This window comes from Oceanisphaera sp., from assembly GCF_052084945.1.
GTDB lineage: Bacteria > Pseudomonadota > Gammaproteobacteria > Enterobacterales > Aeromonadaceae > Oceanimonas.
Genome location: NZ_JBQDEX010000159.1, coordinates 1 through 4,221, shown reverse-complemented (window position 1 = coordinate 4,221; position 4,221 = coordinate 1). Strand labels below are relative to the sequence as shown.

Genomic DNA, 4,221 nt, shown 5'->3' with positions numbered 1-4,221 from the left:
TCTTTTCAGATGTTATCTTTATTTTTCCGTGTTGTTCCGTGTATTCCGTGGCAAATGTGTTTTAAGACGTGCCGCTGCGCGACACCAGCCGGCTGAAGCGGCTTCTACAAGCCAACCTTATGCTCTCGTAGAGGCCGCTTCAGCTGGCCGATTTTGCGTAGCAAAATTAAAACCTGGCTGTAAGACTGTAAAGAGGACTGGCTGAGATAAACCTGCAAGGGGTGAGGAGGACGTAATAAAACCTTACAGCCTGTTGAATGGATTGCCGCGTTGTTGCACTCCTCGCAATGACCCATTTTTAAAGCTTGGTGCTAGGCGCTGGGCGCTTGTCAGTTAATTCAACCAATCTAAAAACACCAGCAGCCAAGTGATGCCACAGAGCACTAAGGCTAGCATCACTCCAGCCGAGCCAATGTCTTTAGCGCGCCCCGATAGCTCATGAAACTCAGGGCCAATGCGGTCAACCACCGCCTCTATGGCAGAATTAAACAACTCCACTATCAATACCAATACCATAGTGATCATCAACAGCGCTTTGGCCAGTAAGCTAATATCCCAAATCAATACTATGGGCAACAACACCACCAGCAACCAACACTCTTGGCGAAATGCTGCTTCATGTTGATAGGCGGCTTTTAGCCCTTTCACTGAATAACCACCGGCTGCAACAATACGTGCTAAACCGGTTTTACCTGGCTTCATGCCTTCTCCTCACTGAATAGCTGCCTGCTTTGTAAATCATAGCCATGAGGGGTTACCACCAATACGCTGCCTTGGGTGTACCAATCCCCCAGCACAATGCGCTGTGCTGCTTGCTCGTTGATACAAAGCGAATGAATATTGGGCCTATGGGTATGGCCGTGAATAAGCATTTGTACCTTATAGCGCTGCATTTGGCGCACCACTTCAGCCTGATTCACATCCATAACCTGCATCACTTTTTCGTCTTTAGACTGGGCGCTTTTACTGCGAATACCATCAGCAATATTCATCCGAAAACGCAAAGGCAGGCGTAAAAACAGCCACTGTAACCAGCCCCAACGAGTAATACGTCGATAACGCTGATAACCCGCATCATCAATGCACAAGGTATCGCCGTGCATAATCAAAGTAGGCTCACCGTATAAATCAATCACTTTATGTTCGGGTAACAAACTCACATTGGCCTGTTTAGCAAAGCGCCGTCCCACCATAAAGTCACGATTGCCATGAATAAAATACACAGGTGTGCCCTGCTCTACACACAGCTTAAATGCAGCCGCTACATCATCATTAAGTGTACTGGGTTCATCATCACCAATAGAAAACTCAAATAAGTCTCCTAGTACATAAAGAGCATCGGCATGCACCGCTTCTTGCTGCATAAAGCGCATAAAAGCGGCAGTAATGTCTGGGCGACCTGCACTTAGGTGCAAATCGGCAATAAATAGCGTGGTTGGCTTCAAGACAGGCTCACATTTAAAACGCGTAAAGAAAGAAAGCATATTATACCAATCTGTAAAGCTAACTGCTCAAAATAGTCCTTAGTTTTTTACTTAATACAAACTGACCATATACTTACTTAGATTGGTATTAACAAAAAATGCCTGCTCAATAGCAGGCATTTTATAACTGTGCAGCTTTATAACCCAGTACCCTGCGTTCTAGTTACTCACTTACGGTGGTGCTAGTAATCAAAATGTCTTCTACTGGCACATCTTGATGCACATAACCACGGGTGCCAGTGGCCACACCTTTGATTTTATTGACAACATCCATGCCTTCCACTACTTCACCAAACACACAATAGCCGTAGCCTTGCGTTGTTGCAGACTTGAAGTTCAAGAAGTCGTTGTCGCCCACGTTAATAAAAAACTGAGCAGACGCTGAATGCGGCTCAGACGTACGCGCCATAGCAATGGCACCCACTTTATTAGACAAGCCATTATCGGCTTCGTTTTTAACCGGCTCACGCGTTGGCTTTTCTACAAAGTCGGCATTAAAACCACCGCCCTGCACCATAAAACCATCAATCACACGGTGAAACAATACCCCATCGTAATGACCGTCACGGCAATATTGTAAAAAGTTAGCCACCGTTTCTGGGGCTTTATCAGCAAACAAATTTAAGGTGATGTCACCATGAGTTGTATGTAATGTAACCATAATCAATATCCAGTATCCAAAATAAACCGATTTAGGCGATGATTTTAACGCAAGCAGGCCCATTAGCGAACCCCTAGAGCAGCAAGGCTTGCACCAAATTGCCATTAAAGGTTCAATAGTAGTGTATTTACCCCTTACACTTTGACCAAGATGCGAAAACATGCTGAAAATCTATAATACCCTGACCCGACAAAAAGAAGCATTCACCCCTTTAGAGGCCGGCAAGGTCGGCATGTACGTGTGTGGCGTTACCATTTACGACCTATGCCATATTGGCCATGGCCGTACTTTTGTCGCCTTTGATGTAGTAACACGTTACTTGCGTTATCTTGGCTACAATCTGACCTTTGTGCGTAATATCACCGACATTGACGACAAAATCATTAAACGTGCCGCCGAAAATGGGGAAAGCTGTGATGCGCTTACCGAGCGTCTTACCGCCGACATGCACCAAGACTTTGATAGTTTGAATATTGCGCGCCCCGATATTGAGCCCAAAGCCACACAACATATTCCCGAAATCATCGCCATGGTAGAAACCCTGATCAATGATGGTCATGCCTATGTGGCAGACAATGGTGATGTTTTGTTTGAAGTCAGCAGTTTTAGCGACTACGGCAAATTATCGGGCCAAGATTTAGAGCAACTACAAGCTGGTGCCCGTGTAGACGTAGAGCACAGCAAACGCAGCCCGCTCGACTTTGTGTTGTGGAAACAATCAAAGCCCGGCGAGCCCAGCTGGGAGTCTCCTTGGGGATTAGGCCGCCCGGGTTGGCACATTGAGTGCTCAGCCATGAACGGCAAACACTTAGGTAAACACTTTGATATTCACGGTGGTGGCTCAGATTTACAGTTTCCGCACCACGAAAATGAAATAGCCCAAAGCTGCTGCGCCAACCAGACTCCTTATGTTAATACCTGGATGCACTCAGGCATGGTGATGGTTGATCAAGAGAAAATGTCTAAATCACTCGGCAACTTCTTTACCATTCGCGATGTACTTGAGCACTTTGACGGTGAAACAGTGCGCTATTTCTTGCTGTCTGGCCACTATCGCAGCCAACTCAATTATTCAGACGACAACCTAAAGAAAGCCCATAGTGCATTAGAGCGTTTTTATACCGCACTGCGTGACTTACCTGTAGTGCCAGCCGCGGGTGGCGAACCGTTTGTTGAGCGCTTTAAAGCCGCCATGAATGATGACTTTAATACCCCAGAAGCCTATTCAGCGCTGTTTGATCTGACCCGCGAAATCAACCGTCTAAAAGGTAAAGATGATACCGCAGCCGCCGGCCTTGCCGCTCGCTTACGAGAGCTGGCTAATGTACTGGGCTTATTACAGCAAGACCCTGATGCCTTTTTACGCGGCGCTCAAGGTAACAATCAAGAAGAGGCCGAAATAGAGCGACTAATACAGGCGCGTTTAGATGCTCGTCAGCATAAAGACTGGGCCGCAGCAGATGCCGCACGAGATCAGCTGACCGCCATGGGCATAGTGCTAGAAGACAGTGCCGAAGGTACCCGCTGGCGTCGTAAGTAACCCCGGCTCAACCAGCTGATTTAAAATCCATATTGAAAAAAATATTGAGGACACCATAATTGGTGCCCTCTTTTTTAATCCGCTTACCAATCGGCGTTAACATGCCGGTTAAGGAGACTCAACATGCGCACCATCACAGCCAGCTTATTACTCACCGCCCTACTAGGCCTAACCGCCTGCGAGCCCCAAGGCCCAGCCTCAGACATTGGCGATAACATTGACGAGGTGATGGATAATCAAGCAACACAGAGCACTCAAACCACACCCAACACGCAAGTAAATAATCCCAATGGTAATCACGCCAGCGCCCCAGAGCCTAAGGTAATAGAGCAGCAAAAAGAACAACTTGAGGTCGTCACTCAAGAAGCATCACAAGAAGCAGAACAACGCCTTAATGAAATTTTAGAAGAAACATTAGAGCAACCTTAACAAGGGCAATGTTAGATATTGAATGTTGGATGTTGAATGTTGGATGTTGGATGTTGAATTAACTGACAAACACTCAGCCACGGAATACACGGATAATGATTGTTAAG

General features: G+C 46.5%; 5 protein-coding genes. 2 read left to right on the top strand and 3 right to left on the bottom strand.

From position 1 onward, the window contains the following. Positions 1 to 333: 333 nt before the first annotated feature. The 3 genes from ACTHY5_RS11330 to ACTHY5_RS11320 all read right to left on the bottom strand — a co-directional run bounded on the left by ACTHY5_RS11330 (position 334) and on the right by ACTHY5_RS11320 (position 2,145). Entirely contained in the window at positions 334 to 702 is a 369-nt protein-coding gene (locus ACTHY5_RS11330; protein ID WP_441879699.1) for a diacylglycerol kinase, read from the bottom strand. Beyond that, positions 699 to 1,445: a UDP-2,3-diacylglucosamine diphosphatase gene (lpxH, locus tag ACTHY5_RS11325; protein ID WP_441879697.1), complete on the bottom strand. Its 747-nt coding sequence runs from the start codon at positions 1,443 to 1,445 to the stop codon at positions 699 to 701. Before lpxH ends, ACTHY5_RS11330 begins: the two co-directional genes overlap by 4 nt. A gap of 202 nt (positions 1,446 to 1,647) precedes the next feature. After that, on the bottom strand, positions 1,648 to 2,145 hold the full coding sequence (locus tag ACTHY5_RS11320; RefSeq protein WP_441879695.1) for a peptidylprolyl isomerase: 498 nt from the start codon (positions 2,143 to 2,145) through the stop codon (positions 1,648 to 1,650). A gap of 160 nt (positions 2,146 to 2,305) precedes the next feature. On the opposite strand from ACTHY5_RS11320, the gene cysS reads away from it, so the two are divergent. After that, the gene (cysS, locus tag ACTHY5_RS11315) at positions 2,306 to 3,685 is read left to right on the top strand and encodes a cysteine--tRNA ligase (protein ID WP_441879693.1); all 1,380 of its coding nucleotides are present in this window, start codon (positions 2,306 to 2,308) and stop codon (positions 3,683 to 3,685) included. A 123-nt stretch (positions 3,686 to 3,808) separates the two neighbouring features. Continuing rightward, a complete protein-coding gene (locus tag ACTHY5_RS11310; RefSeq protein ID WP_441879691.1) occupies positions 3,809 to 4,114 on the top strand; it encodes a hypothetical protein in 306 nt (101 codons plus the stop codon). The last annotated feature ends 107 nt before the right edge of the window (positions 4,115 to 4,221 follow it).